Source organism: Mycobacteriales bacterium (genome assembly GCA_035504215.1).
Taxonomy (GTDB): domain Bacteria; phylum Actinomycetota; class Actinomycetes; order JAFAQI01; family JAFAQI01; genus DATAUK01.
This window is the reverse complement of sequence record DATJSI010000025.1, coordinates 43,582-62,049: the sequence shown is the minus strand read 5'-3', so window position 1 is coordinate 62,049 and position 18,468 is coordinate 43,582. Positions and strand designations below refer to the sequence as shown.

The window sequence follows — 18,468 nt, the reverse complement described above, 5'->3', positions numbered from 1 at the left end:
GCTCGTCAGCGTGTCCCACACGGAGACACTGACCGGCACCGGCTTCCAGACCGGCCTGTCCGTGGCGGCCGCGAACGGCACGTTCACCTTGGGCACGGTGACCTCGACGTCGATCACCCTGAACAACTTCCTGCCCACGTCGACCGGTCCGGACCTGCTGACCGTGACCAACCCCGACGGGGGCGTGTCCAGCTACTCGATCACCATCACCCCCAAGCCGACCCTCACGTCGATCACGGGTTCGCCGGTCGTCAAGGGCCAGGCGAAGACCATCACGCTGGTCGGCACCGGCTTCCAGTCGGGCCTGACCGTCGCGGCGAGCAACGGCACCTGGACGGTCGGCACGATCACCTCGACCTCGATCGTGCTGAACAACTTCAACGCGACCGCCACGGGCACCGACACCATCACGGTGACCAACCCCGACGGCGGATCGGCATCCATCGGGCTGACGGTTGACGCGGCACCGACGATCACGGCGGTGACGCCGGCGACCGTCAAGCACAACTCGTCGACGACCTACACGTTGACCGGCACCGGCTTCGTGAGCGGCGCGACGGTCACGATCACCGAGAACGGGACGTCGATGACGAGCATCTCCGCGACGACCGTCACGAGCTCGACGTCGTTGAGCTTCAGCGCCAAGGCGCTCGCCACACCGACCTCAGGGAGCGTGACGGTGGTCATCACGGTCACCAACCCCGACGGCGGCGTCAGTAACGCCTACTCCAAGACGATGACGGCGAGCTAGCGATGCGTCGACTACGAGACCGGATCCAGCGCTCTGATGAGGGCACGTCCCTCATCGAGCTGCTGGTGGTGATGATCATCTTCACGATGATCATGGCGATCATCACGACGGCGATCGTCAACATGATGCGCGAGAGCCGGCGGCAGAACGGTCAGAGCAACGACATGTCCGCCGCCCGCAAGGTGATCACGCTGCTGGACCACTCGGCGCGGTACGCCAATGCGATCACCGCGCCCGGCACCGGCACGGACGGGAACTTCTACTTCGAGTTCCAGACCGGCAACACCGGTCAGCAGCAGACCTGCACTCAGTGGCGCTGGGTCTCGGCCGGCGGCAAGTTGCAATGGCGGACCTGGCAGCCCCCGTTGACCGGCACTGGCACCGTGACGGCGACCAACTGGTCGACCGCCGCGATCGGCATCAGCCAGGTCGGCTCGACCCCGGTCTTCTCGATCTCGCCGACATCGTCGGCGGACGCAAAAGAAGAGCTGACCGTGACATTCACGGCGACCAGCGGCGCGCCCTCCACGAGCTCGAACAGCCAGGTCACCCTGACTGCGATCAACTCGACGTCAGACACCGCACCCACCACCGCAACATGCACCCAGGTTGGTCGTCCATGAACCGATTGATCCGGATCGTGCGCAGCCGTCAGAACGACGACGGCGGCTTCGCGCTGATCTTCACGTTGTTCCTGATCCTCATCATCGCGGTGGTAAGCGTCGCGGTGGCCAACATCATGATCAACCAGGTCGGACCGACGACGCTTGCACAGAAGCAGGTGCGGACGGTGGACGCCGCCCAGGCCGGCATGCAGGCCGCGCTCGGCCAGCTGCGCAACACCTCGACGAACGGTGGCGGTGACCTCACCAAGCTGCCCTGTACGGACCCGAGCGACTCCGGCGGCGTGACGCTGACCGTGGGCAGCCCGGCACAGACGGTGACCGTTGCCGGCGACCAGATCACCGGGACCGTCGAGCAGATCACGCCGTCGAGCGAGACCGCGACCTACCGTGCGGTGATCACGTACTTCCAGACCGACCCGACCTCGCACGAGACCGACTCGACGACCAGCTGGTGGTCGTCGAACGCGATCCCGTGCAAGGCCGGCATCGTGAAGTACGTGCCGACCTACGCGTTCATCCAGTCCTACGGCCTCAGCGGGCAGCTGCCCGGCTACAGCGGCACCGCAGAGGGTGACCGGACGTTGCACGCGGTGTACGAGTTCAACGCCACCAACACCAACACCGTCGGCGGCCGGATGGCCGAGTACAACAGCGGCGGCCAGGACCAGATGTGCCTCGATGCGGGCTCCGCGGAGCCCAGCGCCGGCACTATTCCGACGATGGAGCCCTGCCTCGCGCTCGGCACCCCGCAGCAGACCTGGCAGTACCGCGGCGACCTCACGCTGTTCTACGGCGGTGACACGACCCTGGATCTCTGCATCCAGAACGTGACCAGCACGTACGGTCACGCCGGGACACCGAAGCTTGAGACCTGCGCCACAAGTGGGTCCGGCACGACGTACCCGTACGCCAACCAGACCCAGCAGGAGCAGGAGTTCGCCTACAACGACAACGGCCAGCTCGAAGCACCTGACATCAACGACGGCAAGGTCGGCGGCAGCACGTCGCCGGACCCCGGCGGCTGCCTCGAGGGCGCCGGCGTGACGACCTCATCGGCCGCCGTTGCCGGTGCGGCGCTGAGCCTGGTGACCTGCAGCGGGTCGTCGCAGGACCTGACCGCCTGGTATCCCGACCCGCAGGTCGGTGCCGGCAAGTCGGGCAGCAACACGACCGGCGTCCCGGGCTCGCCGACCCAGCAGTTCGCCAACTACGCGCTGTTCGGCAACTGCCTGGACGTCAACGGGCAGAACTTCAGCAACAAGCTGATCGCCTACCCGTGCAAGCAGGCGCCGGACTCCACCACCCTGACATGGAACCAGATCTGGCACTTCCAGACGGTGTCCGGGTCGTACGGCATCTTCTACACGAACTGCGCGGCGGGTGCGGGCGGGTGCATCCCGTCGAGTCCGTCGTCGTCCGTGAAGGACTGCCTGGTCTCACCCGGCACGCTGAACGGCTTGGTCTACGGCGTCCAGTGCCCGACCGGCACGCCTCCTGACAACGAGCTCTGGGATCCCACCGGCGTCGCGAACACCTACGCCAACTCCTACCTGCTGATCAACAAGGCGGACGGCTACTGCATGGCGCCCGACCCGTCGCAGACATCAGTGGGCTGGGCGCAGATCGTGGTCACGTCCTGCGACGGGAGCAACATCCCGTCTGCCGCGTCGGCGACGAAGAACTACCTGTTGCTCAAGTGGAACGCGCCGCCGACGAACCCGGCAGCGGGGCTCAGCAGCATCCAGGAAAACAGCTCGGGCGGCTGATCACCGAGTGGGCTCGCGGTCGCGAGCCCACTGGTAGCGGCTGCACTGACCGATAGCCTGCTCTCCCGTGGCCGGCCTGCTCGTCATCATCGGGCTGCTCGGGCTGGCGATCGGCTCGTTCCTCAATGTCGTCATCTGGCGGGTGCCGCGCAAGGAGTCGGTGGCGCACCCGGCATCGCACTGCCCGCAGTGCGATGCGCCGATCGAGCATCGGGACAACATCCCGGTCGTGTCCTGGGTGATCCTGCGCGGGCGCTGCCGCAGCTGTGGCGCACGGATCTCGGTTCGCTACCCGCTGGTCGAGCTCGCGACCGCCGCACTGTTCGTCGCCTTCGGCCTGCACTTCGGGATTCACGCCGACCTGCCGGCGTACCTCTACCTGGCCGCGGTCGGGGTGGCGCTCACGATGATCGACCTCGACCTGCTGCGGCTCCCGGACGCGCTCACGCTGCCGTCGTACCCGATCGGCCTAGCGCTGCTCGGTGCCGCGGCGTGGGCCGACAACGCGCCACACGCCTACGTGCGGGCGTTGCTGGGCATGGCCGCCCTGGCCGGCTTCTACGGGCTCGTATGGCTCGTCTATCCGGCCGGAATGGGCTTAGGGGACGTCAAGCTGTCCGGCGTGGTCGGGATGTACCTCGGATGGCTCGGGTGGGGCCAGCTGCTGGTCGGGGCATTTGCCGCATTCGTGATCGGTGCGGTCGTCAGCATCGTCGTAGTGGTGGGGATGCGCGGGGGTGGGCGCAAGAGCCGGGTTCCCTTCGGGCCATTCATGCTGATCGGCCTTTTGGTGGGGATCTATGCCGGCCATCCCCTTGCGCACGCTTATACCCGTATTACTTCGGGATCGTGACCAGGCCCTAGCCCGACCGGACCAATTCGCAGCCTCCGTCTGCTCAAGAAGGGGCGTGACCATACCGACCTACTCCCTTGGACAGGCAACCAGACGGCTCAGCGTTCTGAGTTGCTCTCGTACGGGAGGACGATCCAGTGGCAGGACGAACTGCGGTCGGTCTCGACATCGGAACCTCCGGTGTCCGGGCCGCCGAACTCGCGTTCGGCAAGGGACCGGCGACGCTTCAGCGATTCGGCCAGGTGGCGCTCCCGCAAGGAGCCGTCCGTGACGGTGAGGTCATCGACCCCCAGGTCGTGGCCGACGCCATCAAGCACCTGTGGTCGACGGCGAAGTTCTCGTCGAAGTCCGTGGTGCTCGGGGTGGCGAACCAGAAGGTGATCGTCCGGCAGGTCGATCTCCCCTGGATGCAGCCGGACGAGCTGCGCAAGTCGTTGCCCCTGCAGGTCCAGGACTTCCTGCCGATCCCGATCGAGCAGGCCATCCTCGACTTCCACCCGATCTCGGAGATCATGGCCGAGGGCGGCAACCGCATGCTGCGGGTGCTCGTCGTCGCCGCCGCCCGGGACATGGTGCTCACCGCCCTCGAGTCGGTGAAGCGGGCCGGGCTGCGCGCCACCCAGGTCGACCTCACGCCGTTCGCGGTGCTGCGGGCCCTGGGCCGGGTCGACGAGATCGGCGGTGCGCCCGGGTCGCAGGCCGGCACCGAGGCCTTGATCGACGTCGGCGCCAAGGTCACCAACATCGTCATCCACGAGAACGGCAACCCGCGCTTCGTGCGCATCCTGCTGATGGGCGGCGACAACGTCACCGAGGCCGTGAGCGAGCGGCTGGGCGTTCCGTTCGACCAGGCGATCGGCGTCAAGCAGCAGGTGGGGATGTCTCCGGTTCGCGGCGAGGCGGTCAGCGACCACCCGGCCGCGCGGGTCATCGAGGCCTCTGCCGGCAGCTTCGTCGAGGAGATCCGCGGATCGCTCGACTACTACCTCGCGCAGCCATCGTCGGTGCCGCTGCAGCGAATCGTGCTTTCCGGTGGAGGCGCCCGCCTCACCGGTCTGGGTCAGCGGCTCGCCGCCGCAACCCGTCTCCCGGTCGAGCCGGGCGCCGCTACCGCGGCGCTGACCATCGGCAAGACCGGACTCACCGATGAGCAACTGAGCTACGTCGAGCCGCAGATCGCAGTGCCGGTCGGGCTCGCCCTGGGGGTGGCGTCGTGACCACGCAGACCGAGCTGGCGACCGGCGTTGCGGCGATGCCGCGCGTCAACCTCATGCCGCCGGAGATCGCGGAGGCAGAGCGGTTCCGCCGGCTGCAGCTCGCGATGGGCGCCGCCGTCCTCGCGTCGTTCGTCATCGTCGGGGCGCTGTTCGTCCACGCACGCGGCGGCATCTCATCGGCGCAGGCCGAGGTCAGTGCGGCCCAGGCTCAGCAGACCAGCCTGCAGGGCAAGCTGAACAGCCTCGCCAATGTCAAGGCGACCTTCGCCCAGGTGCAGGCCAAGCAGGGTGTGCTCCAGGAGGCGATGGGCCAGCAGGTGCTGTGGTCGTCCGTGCTGAACGACCTGTCGCTGCGGGTGCCGAGCAACGTGTGGCTGACCGCGGTCGCTGCGAACGAGAACACCGTTGGCGTCGGCGAGCCGAACTCGAGCTCGACCACGACGCTGCCTGGTGCCGCCACCAACACGATCGGGACGATCTCGTTCTCCGGCGTCGGCTTCAAGCACGACGACGTCGCGGCTTGGCTCGACTCGATCGCCAAGGAGAACTCGTTCTCGCAGCCGGTCTTCACCTCGTCGGTCGAGGGTGTGATCGGAACCCGTCCCATCGTGACCTTCGGCAGCAGCGCCAACCTCACGACCAAGGCCTACTCAAACCGATTCGTCCAGAAGGCGGGCAGCTGACATGACCAAGACGCGCCAATGGACTGTGTTCACAGCGATCGCTGTGCTCGCCGTCCTCGTCGTGGGCTGGTTCCTGCTGGTGAAGCCGCAGAACTCGAAGGTCTCGACCCTCAAGTCGCAGGCGGCGACTCAGCAGTCCTCCAACGCGGTCCTGCAGTCGCAGATCGCCTCTCTGGAGAGCGAGCAGCGCCAGCTCCCGCAGCAACAGGCAGCTCTGCAGAAGTTCGCCAGCGAAGTGCCGCCGAACGCCTCCGAGCCGATGCTCATCCGCCAGCTGTCCGCGGCGGCGGCGGGCGCCGGCGTCGACCTGGTCTCCATCACGCCTGGAGCACCGACGGTGGTGTCCGGTACATCCACGACGAGCGGTGGCACCACGAGCCTCGCGCCGGCGACGAGCACGGCGAACCAGCTGGTCCAGCTGCCGGTCTCGCTGGCCATCACCGGCACGTTCCCGAACGTCGAGTCGTTCTTCCAGGCGCTGGAGAAGCTACGCCGGTCCACGCTGGTGACCAACTGGTCGCTCTGCCCGGACCCGGCGGTGGCCGGCTCGAGCGGGTCGGTCAGCTGCGCGCTGCCGGCGACGCCGAGCACCGACGTGCTGCCGCCCAACGCCATCGGCGGAACGCTGTCGGCGTACGTCTTCTACTCGCCGCCCGCCGGCACGTCGACGACGACCACGCCGACGACCGCGACGGCACCGGCTCCGACCACGACGCCGAGCGCGACCACCACGCCGGCTCCGGGCACGTCCACCCCGGCCACGTCGACCGCGACCACGCCATCAACCACTGGGGCCTCCTCGGCCCCGGCGAGCTAGGAGCAGGGCGCCATGACTGAGTCCACAACGATGCCCCCGGCCGGCGCGGCAACCGACGAAGGCGTCGGGATGCTTCCGGTGCAGCCGGACGGTGACGGTCCTGAGGGCGGCAACCGGCGTCGGCTGCTGATCCTCGGTGGTGCGGCGGGTGTCATCGTGCTTGCCGCGGCAGCCTTCCTGCTCCTGCACAAGGGCGGCTCCTCCACGCCGACCGCCGCGGTCGTTCCCCACGCGACCGTCTCGGCACAGGCCTCGTCGCAGCCGTCCTCGACCGGCAAGACCCACAAGGGCGGTACGACGACGCTGCCGAAGGTCAACAAGCACCCCGCCGCACGCGACCCGTTCATCCCGCTGATCACCGCACCGGTCGACACCGGCGGCTCGCCCGTGTCGCAGTCCACGGTGCCGGCGAGCAGCCCGTCGTCGACCCCCTCGAGCGGCACCTCGCCGAGCCCCAACCCGTCGTCGTCCCACTCGGGTGGCGGCACCAAGGCTGCCGGTGGCCCGCTCTGGATCGAGCTGACCGGGACCAAGGGTCAGACCGCGAAGTTCAAGGTCGGCTATGCCCACCACAAGTTCCGCGAGTACACCGTCCAGGCGCCGGGTCCGAGCAGCGACCAGGGCACGGTCTTCGACAAGATCTTCGCGCTGATCTCGGTCCAGAACGGCGAGGCAACCGTGCAGATCGGTGACGCCGCCCCGTTCGTCCTCACCACAGGTGTCGCCCACGCTGCGTGATCCCCGTTTGCTTCGACCCCGCCGCGGCCATCCCGTGGCGGGGTCGTTGCATGTCGCGATCGGTCGCCGTGATCACCGGACCGGCAGAATGGACGGGTGTTGCGGTGGCTGACGGCAGGGGAGTCGCACGGGCCGGCGCTGGTCGCCGTCCTTGACGGGCTCCCGGCCGGCACCCGGGTCAGCACCGCCGACCTGGCCGACGAGCTCGGGCGCAGGCGGGCCGGCTACGGGCGGGGCGCGCGGATGTCGTTCGAGCAGGACGCGGTAGAGATCCTCGGCGGCGTGCGGCATGGGCAGACGCTCGGCTCGCCGATCGCCGTACTCGTGCGCAACACCGAGTGGCCGAAGTGGGAGGCCGTGATGTCGGCCGACCCGGTCGACCCGGCCGAGCTCGAAGGGTTGGCCCGCGCCGCACCGCTCACCCGCCCGCGACCCGGGCACGCAGACCTGGTCGGCATGCAGAAGTACGGCTTCGACGACGCCCGGCCGGTGCTCGAGCGAGCGAGCGCGCGAGAGACCGCGGCGAGGGTCGCGATCGGCGCGGTCGCGAAGGCATTCCTGGAGCAAGCGCTGGGGGTCACGGTGCTCAGCCACGTCGTCGCGATCGGCAGTGTGACCGCGCCTGCAGCCGTGCCTACGCCCGGTGACCGGGACCGCATCGACGCAGATCCCGTGCGCTGCTTCGACGCGAACGCGAGCGCCGCGATGGTGGCCGAGATCGATGCCGCCCGCGCCGATGCCGACACCCTGGGCGGGGTGGTCGAGGTGGTCGTCCACGGGCTGCCGCCGGGACTCGGCAGCCACACCCACTGGGACCGCCGGCTGGACTCGCGGCTGGCCGGTGCCTTGATGGGCATCCAGGCGATCAAAGGTGTGGAGGTGGGCGACGGTTTCGCGACCGCGGCCAGCCGGGGCAGCCGCGCGCATGACGAGATCGAGCAGACCGCGGACGGGCTGCACCGGCGCACGGGTCGCTCCGGTGGCACCGAGGGTGGCATGAGCACAGGCGAGGTGCTGCGGGTGCGGGCCGCGATGAAGCCGATCTCCACCGTGCCGCGGGCGCTCGACACCGTCGACGTGCGCACCGGCGAGCCCGCGAAGGCGATCAACCAGCGCTCCGACGTCTGCGCGGTGCCCGCATCGGGCGTCGTCGCAGAGGCGATGGTCGCGCTCGTGCTCGCCGACGCCGCGCTCGAGAAGTTCGGTGGCGACTCGACCGAGGAGACCCGGCGCAACCACGCGGCCTACCTCGACGCACTGGTCGTGCGGTGACGCCGTTGGTCGTCCTGGTCGGACCGCCCGGCGCCGGCAAGTCAACCGTCGGTCGGCTGGTCGCGGAGCGACGTGGCGCAGAGTTCCGCGACACCGATGCCGATGTGGAGGCAGCGGCGAGCATGCCGATCGCGGACCTGTTCGTGGAGCGCGGCGAGCCGGTGTTTCGCGAGCTCGAGCGAACCGCGGTGAAACGGGCGGTTGCCGAGCACGCGGGCGTTCTTGCCGTCGGGGGCGGCGCAGTCGTCGACCCGGAGACCCGGGCGTTGCTCAAGGGCGAGCGGGTCGTGTTCCTCGACGTCGGGCTGACGGATGCGGTCGCACGGATCGGGTTGAACCGAGACCGGCCGCTGTTGATCGGCAACCTGCGGTCGCAGCTGCGGTCGATGCTCGAGGAACGCCGGCCGTGGTACGCCGAGGTCGCGAGTGCAACCATCCGGACCGACGGCCGCACACCGGACGAGGTCGCTTCCGAGGTAGAGGCCGCGCTGTGAGCACCGTCGTCCCGGTCGGTGGGGCAACGCCGTACGACGTCGTCGTCGGGCATGGGCTCGCATCGGAGCTCCCCGCTCTGGTGTCGGGCGCGACGACGGTCGCGATCGTCGTCGACCCGACGGTGCGCGACCGGATCGCCGGCCTGGTCGCGGCGTTGCACGCCGCGGGCCACCGCGTCGAACGCCTCGACATCGCGGCCGGCGAGGCGGCCAAGTCCGTCGCCAGTGTCGAGACGTTGTGGGTAGAGCTGGCTGCACTGCGCATGACGAGATCCGATGCATTGGTGGCGGTGGGCGGCGGTGCAACGACCGACGCGGCCGGCTTTGCCGCCGCGACCTGGCTGCGCGGCATTCGCGTCGTGCACGTGCCGACCACGTTGCTGGGCATGGTCGACGCGGCCATCGGTGGCAAGACCGCGATCAACATCGCCGCCGGAAAGAACCTGGTAGGGGCATTTCACGCACCGGCCGGCGTTCTCGTCGACCTGGATCTGCTTGCGACCCTGCCCGATGCGCAATGGGTCAACGGGATGGCGGAAGTCGTGAAGACCGGCTTCATCGCGGATCCTGCGATCCTCGACCTGATCGATCGCGATCCGGCCGCAGCGACCAGCCCGCGCGGTCCGAGTGCCCGCGAGCTGGTCGAGCGGTCGATCGTCGTGAAGGCCGCGGTCGTGTCGAAGGACCTTCGCGAGTCGGGACCGAGAGAGTTTCTCAACTACGGGCACACATTGGGCCACGCGATCGAACAGGTCGAAGGATTCCGCATCCCGCACGGGCACGCCGTGTCGATCGGCCTGGTCTTCGCCGCAGCGCTCGGGCGGTTGTCCGGCCGGCTCGACGAGGCAACGGCGACCCGGCACGCCACCGTGTTGAGGGCACTCGGGCTGCCGGTCAGCTATCGTCCCGACGCGCTGGCCGAGCTCACCGCGGCGATGCGGATCGACAAGAAGGCGCGCGGTGACCATCAGCGGTTCGTCGTGCTCGACGGTCTCGGATCGCCTGGCATCCTTGAAGATCCGGAGCCCGCGCTGGTGGCTGCGGCATACTCGGAGGTGGCCGCATGACCACGCGTGTGCTGGTTCTCAACGGGCCGAACATCGCCCAGCTCGGATCGCGCGAACCCGCGATTTACGGAACCGCGACGTACGACGACCTCGTGACGACGTGTGTCGAGGCGGCCGGAGCTCTCGGCATCGAGGTGGACGTTCGGCAAACCGATGACGAGTCGACGTACCTCGACTGGCTGCACGGCGCGGACGCGGCCGGACTGATCCTGAACCCCGGCGCGTGGACGCACACCAGCGTTGCCGTTCGTGACGCGGCGGCCGCCTTGACGGTGCCGTTCGTGGAAGTGCATCTGTCGAACCCGCTCGCTCGCGAGGAGTTCCGCCATACCTCGTTCACCGCCGGGCTGGCGCTCGGTCTGGTCGCCGGTTTCGGGCTCGACTCCTACCGGCTGGCGTTGCTGGCCATCGCGACGAGGATCTGACATGACGTCGTATGCCGATCGGCGTTCCGCGGCGGGTGCCGCACTTCCCGACGACGTGGACGCGTTGCTGGTGAGCCTGGTCGTCAACGTCCGCTACCTCACCGGCTTCACCGGGTCGAACGCCGCGCTACTGGTCCGCCCGGACGGCTCCGCGACGTTTGCGACCGACGGCCGCTACCTGACGCAGGCGGCGGAGGAGGTCCCCGACCTGGAGTGCGTGGATGCGCGCTCGAGTGCTGCGGCGCTGGTCGGCCGCGCGGCTGCGGACGGTGCGCACCGGCTCGGCATCGAACGATCGGCGGTCACCCTCGCCGAAGCGGAGCAGTTCCGCGCCGCAGCCGACGGCCGGCTCGACCTGGTCGAGACCGAGTCGGTGGTCGAGCGCCTACGAGCGGTCAAGGACGAGGCCGAGATCGAGCACCTGCAACGAGCCTGCGCAATCACTGATGCGGCCTTCGCTGCCGTGCTCGGCCGGTTGCGCCCCGGGGTGACCGAGCGCGAGATCGCCTGGTTCCTCCACGGCTGCATGCGCGAGAACGGCGCGGACGGCCTCGCCTTCGACACGATCGTGGCGTTCGGATCGCACAGCGCGATCCCGCATCACCGGCCCACCGACCGGGCGCTCGAGGCGGGTGATCTCGTCAAGCTCGACTTCGGCGCTCGCAGCGGCGGCTATCACGCCGACATGACGCGCACGGTCGTGGTCGGGCCGGCGGCCGACTGGCAGCGCGAGCTGCACGCATCGGTGCAGGCGATCCAGGCCGAGTGCCGTGCCGCAGCGGTGGCAGGGGCGAGCCCGCGCGAGCTTGACGGCCTCGCCCGGTCGGGCATCGAGGCGGCCGGCAGCCACGCCGCGCACGGGCTGGGGCACGGCGTAGGGCTCGAGGTTCACGAGCTGCCGTTCCTGTCCGCGAGCTCGCACGACACCCCGCTTGTCGACCGAACGGCGGTCACCATCGAGCCCGGCATCTACCTGCCCGGCCGCGGGGGCGTCCGGATCGAGGACAGCATCGTGATCGACGGCGCTGCGCCACGCTCGCTGACCGCCTCCGACCGTTCGTTGCTGGAGTGCTGAGACCACCCGTTCGGCTCAAGCGAGGACGGCTTCGGTTCGACATTTCCTAGGTGGACGCACTGCGCCGGCTCGCCCATGCTGCCCAGCGCCACCGGTACGCCGTGCTCTTCGGCTGGGGCGCCGGAGCATTCGTGGTCGCCTATCTCACCCGGCCGAAGGGCGTCCTCACCGACTGGGCGTTCTTCGAGTTCAGCGCCCGCACGCTGATCCATCTCAACGCGCACTACGACACGGGGGCGCTCGGGCTTTACGCACACAACCCGCAGATCCAGATCGGCCCTCCACCGATCGTGCTCGTGGCCGCACTTCAATGGCTGCCGCCCTCGGTCGTCGACCTGCTGATGACCGCCCTCATGACGCTGGCGGGTCTGTGGTGCCTGCGGTGCGGCGAGCAGATCGCCCGCCGGCTGCACCTGGTGGGCGGCGCCGAGCCGACGGGGTTCGGGGCGAATGCGGCCTCGGTCGTGTTGCTTTCCGGGCTGGTCATCCTGCCGATCTGGGCCGCCGAGGCCGCCCGATGGGCGCACCTCGACGACGTCATGGCGATCACCGGCACGCTGACCGCGATGGCGATCATCGCCCGTGGGCGGCGATGGTGGCTCGCCGGCCTCGTCCTCGGGATCGCGATCGCGTCCAAGCCTTGGGCGATCGTCGCCGCACCCGTTGTGCTCGGGCTGCCACGCGAGGATCGTGCGCGGGCGACGCTCGTGGCGATCATCACGGCCGGCCTGTGCTGGGCGCCGTTCGTCATCGGCGACCCGCAGACCGTACACGCGCTGAGCAGCTTCCAGTTCCCCGTCGTAGCAGGCTCGACCATGCACTTGCTGGGAATGGGGCTCGGCGACGCACCGCGATGGGTCCGGCCGGTCCAGTTCATCGGCGGCATCGCGCTCTCGATCCTCGCCGCCCGGCAACGCCGGTGGATGGCGATCCCGCTGGTCGGCTTCGGCTTCCGGGTCGTCACCGATCCGCAGGCCTGGCTGTACTACGGGCTCGGTCCGATCGTCGGAGCGATGGTGTGGGACGCGTCCTCCGGCCGGCGGCTGCCGGTATGGACGGGACTCACCACGATCGTGGAGTTCGGAGTGCCGAAGGTCCTCCCGTCATGGGAGGGCCCGATCCGGTTGTTGTGGTTCCTCGTCGTGGCGGTGGCCGTCCTTCGCCCGAACCGCGAACCGGTGCCGCAACTCCCTGATCCCGCACTCGGAAGCGCCGCGGTCGCCGTACCGGCCTGAGCTTCGAGCGGGACGGGTCCGGGCGCGCGGCCCGTAGGATGAAGGCCCATCCCTCTCAGGAGTCTGTGTTCCGCCGTGGCAACCACCAACGACCTGAAGAACGGCATGACGCTCGACCTCGACGGCGTGCTGTGGAACGTGGTCGACTTCCAGCACGTCAAGCCCGGCAAGGGTGGCGCGTTCGTCCGCAGCAAGCTGAAGAACGTCCTCACCGGTCAGGTCGTGGACCGGACCTTCAACGCCGGCGTGAAGGTCGACGTCGCGACCGTCGACAAGCGCGAGATGACCTACCTGTACCAGGACGGCACGGACTACGTCTTCATGGATGCGGAGACCTACGACCAGATCCACGTCCCGGACTCGGCGGTGGGCGACGCGAAGGACTACCTGCTAGAGAACACCAACGCGACCGTTGCGATGCACGAGGACACCGTGCTGTACGTCGAGCTTCCCGCGTCGGTCGAGTTGCTCGTCACTTACACCGAACCCGGCATGCAGGGCGACCGTTCGACCGGCGGGACGAAGCCCGCGACGCTCGAGACCGGCGTGACCGTGCAGGTCCCTCTCTTCGTCACGCAGGGCGAGCGGGTGAAGGTCGACACCCGCGACGGGCGGTACATCTCCCGCGTGTCCAGCTGACCGTCGCAGATGGCGGCTCGGAGCAAGGCACGCAAGCGGGCCGTCGACGTGCTGTTCGAGGCCGATGTCCGCGAGACCGACCCGCTGGCGACGTTGGCGGCCTGGGTGGGACGTGCGGACCCGCCCGTCCCGGCCTACTCCCGAGAGCTGGTCGAGGGGGTCGTCGCGCACCGCGAGCGGATCGACGAGGTGTTGGCGTCCTACGTCGAGGACTGGACGCTCGACCGGATGCCACCGGTCGACCGGGCCGTGCTGCGCCTTGCTCTCTACGAGCTGCTCTGGTCCGCCGAGGTTCCTGACGCCGTCGCGATCGACGAGGCGGTCGAGCTGGCGAAGTCGCTGTCCACCGACGCCTCGCCCGGGTTGGTCAACGGGGTCCTGTCGCGAGTGCTGCGGGACGGCGTTCCGGCCTAAGACCGACACTGTCCGATTCCTTCGGTTCTGCCCGACTTCATCGCCTCGGCTTCGCCGACCCGCCGGCGCGCGCCGTCCGCTGCCTCAAGCGGGTAGTTGGGCCGTCGATGCTCAGAAGGTGACCACCCCTCCCGGCCCGCGTCCGCGCTCCGACCGGCGCGGCCGGCAGCTGGCCGCTGCCTGGCTGGTGGTCCGGGCTGCCGGCATTGCGGTGCTCGCCGGCTGGTGCGGCTACCCGTGGGTCGGCCACGCCGTGGTGGTGAGTCGCGATGTCGCCGAGTACCACAGCTGGGCGCAGCAGCTCTACGCCGGAGCGCTGCCCTGGCACGGGTTCAACGTCGAGTATCCGCCGGGTGTCCTTGCGGTCATGCTGCTACCGGCAAAGACGGCGGGGTGGTTCGAGGCCGAGTTCGTCGCGCTGGCCCTGGTCGCCGACGCCCTGGTCGCACGGGGTCTTTGGCGGTTGCACCGAGTCGGCCTCGGCAGCTGGTTGTGGGTGGCCGTCCCTGTCCTGCTGGGTCCGGTCATGTGGCTCCGGCTGGACGTCTTCGTCGCCGCCGCTCTGGTCGGCTTCCTGGTTGCGGTCCGGGAACGGCACTGGCGGGCCGCCGGCTGCTGTGTCGGCGCTGCCACGCTGCTCAAGCTTTGGCCGGTTCTCCTACTGGTTGTGCTGTGGCGGCTGCTGCCCGGGGAGGGCCGTCGCAAGGTGGCGGGCTGGTCGCTCGGCGTAGTCGCCGCGGTGACCCTGCCGGTCCTCGCCTGGGGCGGCGGATCCGGCCTGTGGTGGATGCTGCACTACCAGGGCGCGCGCGGTCTGGAGGTCGAGTCGGTCTGGGCCTGGCCGGTGCTCGTCGCGCACTACTTCGGCGCGGCGACCCGGCCGTTGCCCGGCCACGGCGGGATCGAGGTTCCGGTCAGGGGATGGGCGTCGTTGCTCGGGTTGGGGCTTGCGATCGGCGTCGTCGCGCTCACGGTCGCCGTGTGGCGGGACCGTCACCGGCGGGTAGCTCTCGAGTCGGCAGCGCTCGCGGGTGTCGCCGTCGTCCTCGTGGGATCCAAGGTGCTCTCACCGCAGTACGTCGTGTGGGCTTGCGCCGTCACGGCCATAGTCGTCGACGCACCAGCGCTGGTCGGACGCGACCGGCGCCGGCTCGCCGTTGCGACCGTCGTGCTCGCGGCGAGCACTCAGCTGCTCTATCCGTTCGGGTTCTGGTGGTTGTACTTCGACACCAGAGCCGGCGTGCTCGCGGCGACGGTTCACGCCCTCGCCGTGCTCGGCTGGCTCGCCGTGGTTCTCCAGGTGGCGTTCCGGTCGACGGCGCCGACCGGTCCCGGCCCTCGAGCCGCTGCAGAGACGCCGCGCCTCGGCTCCGCCGAGCCCGTGCTGCAGCGCTGAGGTCGGCGGCGAAGCGTTCTCGCGTCGTCCGGCGCGGCCGGTGAAAAACCGGTGGCGCTCGCTGCTAGCCTCGCCCGCAGCAAGACCTGCCGTCCTTTAACCCCGTCCCGTGAGGCGGAGAAGGAGGTGCCGCAATGACGGCTGCCCAGGGGAGCCCGACCGGCCCGGAGCTCGGTGCCGGTGCCGCTTCGCCCACTCTCTCCCGATCCATCCTCGACGCGACCGATGTCGGCCGCGCCCTGACCCGGATCGCCCATGAGGTCGTCGAGCGCAACCACGGCGCGCGCGACCTCGTCATCCTCGGTATCCCCACGCGCGGGGTGCCGCTCGCGCGCCGGATCGCCGAGCAGATCGCCACGATCGAAGCTCCGGTTCCGTACGGCGCGCTCGACACCACCATGTACCGCGACGACCTCCGGCTGCGTGGCGTCCGCGCGCTGGAGCTGACCGAGATCCCCGCCGAAGGAGTCGACGGCAAGACCGTCGTGCTGGTCGACGACGTCCTGTTCTCCGGGCGGACGATCCGGGCGGCGCTGGACGCGCTGTCAGACCTCGGCCGGCCGCGGGCGGTGCAGCTCGCCGTACTCGTCGACCGCGGCCACCGGGAGCTGCCCATCCGGGCGGACTACGTCGGGAAGAACCTGCCGACCTCCCTCGCCGAGAAGGTGCAGGTGCGGGTGGCCGAGCACGACGGCCAGGACGAGGTCGTGGTCACTGTTGCGGAGGGCGGCGCCGACTCGTCAGCGACCAGCAAGGGAGGCCAGCGATGAACCGCCACCTGCTCTCGGCCGGAGATCTCTCGCGCGACGACGCGCTGCTCGTCCTCGACACGGCGGCCGAGATGGACACCGCGCTTGCGGGTCGCAGCATCAAGAAGCTGCCGACCTTGCGGGGCCGGACGGTGGTCAACCTGTTCTTCGAGGACTCGACGCGGACTCGGACGTCCTTCGAGGTGGCGGCGAAGCGGCTGTCCGCCGATGTCATCAACTTCGCGGCGAAGGGCTCGAGCGTCAGCAAAGGTGAGTCGCTGAAGGACACCGCGCTCACCCTCGAAGCCATGGGCACCGACGCCGTCGTGATCCGGCACCCGGCAAGCGGCGCACCGCACCGGCTCGCGCACTGGGTGCGAGGCAGCGTCCTGAACGCCGGCGACGGCACCCACGAGCATCCGACCCAGGCGCTGCTCGACAGCTACACCATGCGCCGGCGGACCGGCCGGCTCGAAGGGCTCAACGTCGTCATCGTCGGCGACGTGCTGCACTCGCGGGTTGCCCGCAGCAACGTGCTGTTGCTCTCGACGCTGGGCGCCGACGTCACCCTCGTTGCTCCGCCCACGTTGCTCCCCGTCGGGGTGCCCAGCTGGCCGTGCGCGGTGTCCTACGACCTCGACTCGGTGCTGCCCAAGGCGGACGTCGTGATGATGCTGCGGGTGCAGCACGAGCGGATGCACGGGGGCTTCTTCCCGACGACGAGGGAGTACTCCCGCCGCTACGGGCTCGACGCTCAGCGGATGGCCGCGTTGCCGGACGCCGCGATCGTCATGCACCCGGGCCCGATGAACCGCGGAGTGGAGATCGCGGCCGAGGTCGCGGACAGCGTGCGCTCGACCATTGTCGAGCAGGTTGCCAACGGGGTGTCCGTGCGGATGGCCGTGCTGTACCTCTTGCTGGCCGGCCAGACCGGCTTCGACGTGGCGCCCGGCGAAGGGAGCGCGGCATGAGCGCCTGGGTGATCGAAGGGGTTCGGCCGGTCGGCGGCGAGCCGGTTGACCTGTACGTCGACGACGGCCGGCTGGTGGACGAGCGGCCGGTGCACGCACAGGTCATCGACGCCGACGGGCTGATCGCGCTGCCGGGCCTGGTCGACCTGCACACCCACCTGCGCGAACCCGGCCGCGAGGATGCGGAGACGGTCGAGACCGGCACCAGAGCCGCCGCGCTCGGCGGCTTCACCGCGGTGCACGCGATGGCCAACACCGAGCCGGTCGCCGATGTCGCCGGGGTCGTCGAGCAGGTCTGGCGGCTGGGCGAAGCCGCCGGGCACTGCGACGTCCGTCCCGTCGGCGCGGTCACCGTGGGGATCGCGGGGGAACGGCTGGCCGAGCTGGGCGCGATGGCCGAGTCGGCCGCGCGGGTGCGGGTGTTCTCCGACGACGGACATTGTGTCCATGACCCGCTGCTCATGCGCCGCGCGCTCGAGTACGTCAAGGCGTTCGACGGCGTGATCGCACAGCACGCGCAGGAGCCGCGCCTCACCGAGGGAGCGCAGATGAACGAGGGCGACTGGTCCGGCGTTCTCGGGCTGGCCGGGTGGCCGGCGGTGGCCGAGGAGGCGATCATCGCCCGGGACTGCCTGCTGGCCGCGCACGTCGGCTCGCGGGTGCACTTCTGCCATGTGTCGACGGCGGGTTCGGTGGAGCTGGTCCGCTGGGCGAAGGCGAAGGGCTGGAACGTCACCGCCGAGGTCACGCCGCACCATCTCCTGCTCACCGACGACCTCGTCCAGAGCTACGACCCGGTCTTCAAGGTGAACCCTCCGCTGCGCACGGCTGCGGACGTGGCGGCGCTGCGCGACGGCCTCGCCGACGGCACGATCGACGCGGTCGCGACCGACCATGCTCCGCACGCGTTGGAGGACAAGGAAAGCGAGTGGTCGGCGGCCGCCTTCGGCATGACCGGGCTGGAGACCGCGCTGTCGGTGGTGGCCGCGAGCATGGTCGAGACGGGCCGGCTCGACTGGGCCGGCGTCGCCGACCGGATGAGCGTCCGGCCGGCTCGGATCGGCCGGCTGGCCGGGCACGGTCAACCGCTGCAGCCCGGGACCGCGGCGAACCTCGTTGTGGTCGACCCGCAGGCGCGGTGGACGGTCGACCCCACGACATCGGCCAGCCGCAGCCGCAACACGCCGTACGCCGGACGCGAGCTGCCGGTGCGGGTGGTCGCGACTTTCTTGAGGGGCCGGCCGACAGTGCTCGACGGCAAGTCGGTATGACGGTTGGTG

At 69.7% G+C, this 18,468-nt stretch carries 20 protein-coding genes; all 20 read left to right on the top strand.

What is annotated here, in order from left to right; translation table 11 throughout:
* Positions 1–751: IPT/TIG domain-containing protein (locus VME70_02510; GenBank protein ID HTW19066.1), on the top strand; the 751-nt coding region annotated here is incomplete at its 5' end.
* Between the two features lie 2 nt (positions 752–753).
* Positions 754–1,374 (top strand): prepilin-type N-terminal cleavage/methylation domain-containing protein, encoded by a 621-nt coding sequence (locus VME70_02505; protein HTW19065.1) that lies wholly within the window; start codon positions 754–756, stop codon positions 1,372–1,374.
* Positions 1,371–3,143 (top strand): hypothetical protein, encoded by a 1,773-nt coding sequence (locus tag VME70_02500; protein HTW19064.1) that lies wholly within the window; start codon positions 1,371–1,373, stop codon positions 3,141–3,143. The genes VME70_02505 and VME70_02500 overlap by 4 nt, the downstream gene beginning before the upstream one ends.
* Positions 3,144–3,210: 67 nt before the next feature.
* On the top strand, positions 3,211–3,996 hold the full coding sequence (locus VME70_02495; protein HTW19063.1) for a prepilin peptidase: 786 nt from the start codon (positions 3,211–3,213) through the stop codon (positions 3,994–3,996).
* 137 nt (positions 3,997–4,133) lie between these two features.
* On the top strand, positions 4,134–5,213 hold the full coding sequence (gene pilM, locus VME70_02490) for a type IV pilus assembly protein PilM (protein HTW19062.1): 1,080 nt from the start codon (positions 4,134–4,136) through the stop codon (positions 5,211–5,213).
* Positions 5,210–5,896, top strand: a complete 687-nt coding sequence (locus VME70_02485) for a PilN domain-containing protein (GenBank protein ID HTW19061.1) — start codon at positions 5,210–5,212, stop codon at positions 5,894–5,896. The genes pilM and VME70_02485 overlap by 4 nt, the downstream gene beginning before the upstream one ends.
* Position 5,897: 1 nt before the next feature.
* Positions 5,898–6,713, top strand: a complete 816-nt coding sequence (gene pilO, locus VME70_02480; protein HTW19060.1) for a type 4a pilus biogenesis protein PilO — start codon at positions 5,898–5,900, stop codon at positions 6,711–6,713.
* A 12-nt stretch (positions 6,714–6,725) separates the two neighbouring features.
* Positions 6,726–7,451, top strand: a complete 726-nt coding sequence (locus VME70_02475; GenBank protein HTW19059.1) for a hypothetical protein — start codon at positions 6,726–6,728, stop codon at positions 7,449–7,451.
* A gap of 96 nt (positions 7,452–7,547) precedes the next feature.
* Positions 7,548–8,723, top strand: a complete 1,176-nt coding sequence (gene aroC, locus VME70_02470; protein HTW19058.1) for a chorismate synthase — start codon at positions 7,548–7,550, stop codon at positions 8,721–8,723.
* Positions 8,720–9,217 carry a shikimate kinase gene (locus VME70_02465; protein HTW19057.1) on the top strand — a complete coding sequence of 166 codons (498 nt, stop codon included), beginning with the start codon at positions 8,720–8,722 and terminating at the stop codon, positions 9,215–9,217. Before aroC ends, VME70_02465 begins: the two co-directional genes overlap by 4 nt.
* Positions 9,214–10,284 carry a 3-dehydroquinate synthase gene (aroB, locus tag VME70_02460; protein ID HTW19056.1) on the top strand — a complete coding sequence of 357 codons (1,071 nt, stop codon included), beginning with the start codon at positions 9,214–9,216 and terminating at the stop codon, positions 10,282–10,284. Before VME70_02465 ends, aroB begins: the two co-directional genes overlap by 4 nt.
* Positions 10,281–10,709: a type II 3-dehydroquinate dehydratase gene (locus tag VME70_02455; GenBank protein HTW19055.1), complete on the top strand. Its 429-nt coding sequence runs from the start codon at positions 10,281–10,283 to the stop codon at positions 10,707–10,709. The genes aroB and VME70_02455 overlap by 4 nt, the downstream gene beginning before the upstream one ends.
* A gap of 1 nt (position 10,710) precedes the next feature.
* Positions 10,711–11,784 carry a Xaa-Pro peptidase family protein gene (locus tag VME70_02450; protein ID HTW19054.1) on the top strand — a complete coding sequence of 358 codons (1,074 nt, stop codon included), beginning with the start codon at positions 10,711–10,713 and terminating at the stop codon, positions 11,782–11,784.
* Between the two features lie 50 nt (positions 11,785–11,834).
* Positions 11,835–13,019, top strand: a complete 1,185-nt coding sequence (locus VME70_02445) for a hypothetical protein (protein ID HTW19053.1) — start codon at positions 11,835–11,837, stop codon at positions 13,017–13,019.
* 75 nt (positions 13,020–13,094) lie between these two features.
* The gene (gene efp / locus VME70_02440) at positions 13,095–13,658 is read left to right on the top strand and encodes an elongation factor P (protein ID HTW19052.1); all 564 of its coding nucleotides are present in this window, start codon (positions 13,095–13,097) and stop codon (positions 13,656–13,658) included.
* A gap of 9 nt (positions 13,659–13,667) precedes the next feature.
* Positions 13,668–14,072: a transcription antitermination factor NusB gene (gene nusB / locus VME70_02435; GenBank protein ID HTW19051.1), complete on the top strand. Its 405-nt coding sequence runs from the start codon at positions 13,668–13,670 to the stop codon at positions 14,070–14,072.
* Between the two features lie 118 nt (positions 14,073–14,190).
* Complete coding sequence (locus VME70_02430; GenBank protein ID HTW19050.1) at positions 14,191–15,468, top strand: glycosyltransferase 87 family protein; 1,278 nt, start codon at positions 14,191–14,193, stop codon at positions 15,466–15,468.
* Between the two features lie 134 nt (positions 15,469–15,602).
* The gene (gene pyrR, locus VME70_02425; protein ID HTW19049.1) at positions 15,603–16,238 is read left to right on the top strand and encodes a bifunctional pyr operon transcriptional regulator/uracil phosphoribosyltransferase PyrR; all 636 of its coding nucleotides are present in this window, start codon (positions 15,603–15,605) and stop codon (positions 16,236–16,238) included.
* Positions 16,235–17,188: an aspartate carbamoyltransferase catalytic subunit gene (locus VME70_02420; protein ID HTW19048.1), complete on the top strand. Its 954-nt coding sequence runs from the start codon at positions 16,235–16,237 to the stop codon at positions 17,186–17,188. Before pyrR ends, VME70_02420 begins: the two co-directional genes overlap by 4 nt.
* The gene (locus VME70_02415; GenBank protein HTW19047.1) at positions 17,185–18,459 is read left to right on the top strand and encodes a dihydroorotase; all 1,275 of its coding nucleotides are present in this window, start codon (positions 17,185–17,187) and stop codon (positions 18,457–18,459) included. The genes VME70_02420 and VME70_02415 overlap by 4 nt, the downstream gene beginning before the upstream one ends.
* Positions 18,460–18,468 lie beyond the last annotated feature (9 nt).

What these genes read in the sequence shown, in the direction of transcription:
- pilO (HTW19060.1), top strand. Translation starts at nt 5,898, where the DNA reads ATGACCAAGACGCGCCAATGGACTGTGTTCACAGCGATCGCTGTGCTC.
- VME70_02500 (HTW19064.1), top strand. Translation starts at nt 1,371, where the DNA reads ATGAACCGATTGATCCGGATCGTGCGCAGCCGTCAGAACGACGACGGC.
- VME70_02475 (HTW19059.1), top strand. Translation starts at nt 6,726, where the DNA reads ATGACTGAGTCCACAACGATGCCCCCGGCCGGCGCGGCAACCGACGAA.
- VME70_02450 (HTW19054.1), top strand. Translation starts at nt 10,711, where the DNA reads ATGACGTCGTATGCCGATCGGCGTTCCGCGGCGGGTGCCGCACTTCCC.
- VME70_02420 (HTW19048.1), top strand. Translation starts at nt 16,235, where the DNA reads ATGAACCGCCACCTGCTCTCGGCCGGAGATCTCTCGCGCGACGACGCG.
- VME70_02415 (HTW19047.1), top strand. Translation starts at nt 17,185, where the DNA reads ATGAGCGCCTGGGTGATCGAAGGGGTTCGGCCGGTCGGCGGCGAGCCG.
- pyrR (HTW19049.1), top strand. Translation starts at nt 15,603, where the DNA reads ATGACGGCTGCCCAGGGGAGCCCGACCGGCCCGGAGCTCGGTGCCGGT.
- VME70_02505 (HTW19065.1), top strand. Translation starts at nt 754, where the DNA reads ATGCGTCGACTACGAGACCGGATCCAGCGCTCTGATGAGGGCACGTCC.
- nusB (HTW19051.1), top strand. Translation starts at nt 13,668, where the DNA reads ATGGCGGCTCGGAGCAAGGCACGCAAGCGGGCCGTCGACGTGCTGTTC.
- VME70_02455 (HTW19055.1), top strand. Translation starts at nt 10,281, where the DNA reads ATGACCACGCGTGTGCTGGTTCTCAACGGGCCGAACATCGCCCAGCTC.